General features: G+C 67.9%; 4 protein-coding genes. All 4 read right to left on the reverse strand.

Annotated elements, in window-relative coordinates:
* A partial coding sequence (locus AC1DXV_RS33430) for a UDP-2,3-diacylglucosamine diphosphatase (protein WP_477937851.1) occupies positions 1-811 on the reverse strand: 811 nt, incomplete at its 3' end.
* Positions 812-850: 39 nt separating this feature from the next.
* A complete protein-coding gene (locus tag AC1DXV_RS33435) occupies positions 851-1,351 on the reverse strand; it encodes a peptidylprolyl isomerase (RefSeq protein ID WP_477869130.1) in 501 nt (166 codons plus the stop codon).
* 1 nt (position 1,352) lies between these two features.
* Positions 1,353-1,880, reverse strand: coding sequence for a peptidylprolyl isomerase (locus tag AC1DXV_RS33440; protein ID WP_477869136.1), 528 nt, complete (start codon positions 1,878-1,880; stop codon positions 1,353-1,355).
* A 41-nt stretch (positions 1,881-1,921) separates the two neighbouring features.
* Positions 1,922-2,816, reverse strand: an 895-nt coding sequence (locus AC1DXV_RS33445) for a L,D-transpeptidase family protein (protein WP_477937853.1), incomplete at its 5' end; no start/stop codon positions are given.

The raw sequence follows: 2,816 nt of genomic DNA on the forward strand, positions 1-2,816 counted from the left end.
GAATCAGGGCCACGCCTGGCGGCGTGATGCGCCTGAAGCCGCGCGCGCTCAGGCGCAGCACCTCGGCGCGCAGCGGCGGGTGATCGAGCTCCCAATCGCTGAGCACATGGCGCAGCATGCCCGGCGCCAGCGGTTCGCTGCCCGGGTGGTGCGTGTGGCCGTGCACCATCGTCGTCGCGCCCGCCTCATGCAGCCAGCGCACCGCGGCGGCGCCGTCGACATCGGCCCAGTCCATCGGCGTCGGGAGCTGGCGCTTGAGCTGCTCGCTCTCGTTGCGCACCGCGCGCGCGAAGCGGCGGCGCTCGTCGAGCGGTTTCGCGAGGAAATCCTGCTGCCAGGCCTCGCTGCGCACCAGCGCGCGAAACTGCTGGTACTTGGTGTCGTCCAGGCACAGCGCGTCGCCATGCGTCAACAGCACGCGCAGCCCGAAGGCCTGCAGCACCGTCGGATCGGGCAGGGCGACCACGCCGCATTCGCGCAGCATGTCGAGCCCGACCAGGAAATCGCGGTTGCCCGCCATGAAGCCGACCGTGCGGCGGCAGGCCGCCTCGGCCAGCTCGTTCGCGCATTGCGCCTCGAACTCGTCGTGGCGGCTGTCGTCGCCGGCCCACACCTCGAACAGGTCGCCGAGGATGAACACCGCATCGGCGTCGGTCGTGCGCAGGTAGGCCGACCAGGCGTCGAAGGTGCGCGGCGTGTCGGCGCTCAGGTGCAGGTCGGAGATGAAATCCACGTTGCGCCAGTCGGCCGGCGCCGCGTACTCCCAGAGGCTGGGCAAGGGAGGCGGTGCGACGGCGGTCTGGCGCGACATGGAACCCCGGTACTGCTGGAGGTTGATGCGGGTGTGGGCTCAGACCACCTTGGCTTCGGTGATCACGACGTCCTCGAGCGGCACATCGCTGTGGCCGCCCTTGTTGCCGGTCTTCACCTGCTCGATCTTGTCGACGATCTCGTGGCCCGACACGACCTTGCCGAACACCGCATAGCCCCAGCCGGACGGCGTCTCGGACTTGAAGTTCAGGAAGTCGTTGTCGGTCGCGTTGATGAAGAACTGCGCGGTGGCCGAGTGCGGCACGCTGGTGCGTGCCATCGCGAGCGTGTAGTGGTCGTTCTTCAGGCCGTTGCCGGCTTCGTTCTGGATCTGCGCATCGGTGGGCTTCTGCTTCATGCCGGGCTCGAAGCCGCCGCCCTGGATCATGAAGCCCTTGATGACGCGGTGGAACACCGTGCCGCTGTAGTGGCCCTTCTCGACGTACGAGAGGAAGTTCTTGACCGACAGCGGCGCCTTGGCGTCGTCGAGTTCGATGCGGATGGTGCCGTGGTTGGTGACCAGGTCGACGAGTTTGCTCATGTTATTTCTCCAGCGTGGCTTGCTTGATGATGACGGGTTGGACCGGCACGTCCTGGTACGGGCCCTTGTTGCCGGTCTGCACGGCGCGGATCTTGTCGACGACGTCCATGCCCGAGACGACCTTGCCGAACACCGCGTAGCCGTTGCCGTCGCGCGATTGCGCGGCGTTCAGGAAGGCGTTGTCCTTCACGTTGATGAAGAACTGCGAGGTGGCCGAGTTGGGGTCCATCGTGCGGGCCATCGCGACGGTGCCGCGCGTGTTGTCGAGGCCGTTGCGGGCTTCGAGCGGGATCGGCGCGCGCACGGGCTTTTCCTTCAGGTCGGGCGTCATGCCGCCGCCCTGGACCATGAAGTCGGGAATGACGCGGTGGAACACCGTGCCGTTGTAGTGGCCGTCCTTCACGTACTGCAGGAAGTTGGCGGCCGACTTCGGTGCCTTCTCGGCATCGACCTGGATCACGATGTCGCCGAGCGACGTGGCCAGCTTCACCTTCTGGGCGTAGGCGGCCATGCTGCCGGTCAGGCTCATCACTCCGACCACCACCAGCGGCAGCCATGACTTGAGGGTTCTCACAAGATCACTCCTTCGAAGAATATTTTCCATTGTCCACCTTCCTTGCCCCAGTACTGGCGCTTCAGCGGGCCGGTCAGCTGGCCGCTCAGCACCTCGCCGAAGGTGACGATCAGCACCTCGCCGGCATCGCGCCACGACAGGATCGACATCTCCTTCAGCTCGGCGGTGCGCCCGCGCGTGGCCTGCAGTTCCTTGTCGACCATCTGCGACCACTGCGCGAGGTCGGCGGTTCCGCTCTGGAACTGCGGCGAGTAGAAGCTCAGCAGCTTGCGCGCGTCGCCCTGCGAGCGCGCGATGCGCCACTGCTCGACCATCGCATGCGCCGCGACGCGCTCCTGCGCGACCTGCGCGCGCGCGACCCATTCGAGCTTCGGGGCGATCACGACCGGCGTGCGCCGTGGCGACACCTCGCGCAGCAGGCGCAGCAGGTCGGGGTTGGCGAGCACGAGGCAGCCGTCGGTGGTCTGCGGGCCGCGCGCGAAATTGGCCGGCGGTACGCCGTGCAGCCAGATGCCGCCGCCGGTCTTGCCGCGCCGGCGGTCGTACTCGTTGGGGTAGTTCAGCGTCAGCGCGCCGGGGCCGTAGAACTCCGCGACCTGCAGGTTCGTCAGCCGGCTGGTGATGAAGTAGGCGCCGAGCGGCGTGCGCTGGTCGCCTTGCTCCTTCTTGTCGACGCCGAGCCGGCCGAGCGAGACGTAGTGGTCGGCGACCAGGCGCAGGCCCTTCGCGTCGTTCGCGAACAGGTACAGGCGCGAGCGGCTCGCGTCGACGGCGATCGCATGCCGCGTGCTCGACGGGATGTCGATGAACTGGCGCGGCACGGCATCGGCCGGCGGGCGTTCGGTGAGCGCGGCCAGCCGCAGCATGGCCTCCTGGCGCAGCTGCACGAGC

Source organism: Rhizobacter sp. P3_C12 (assembly GCF_056402735.1).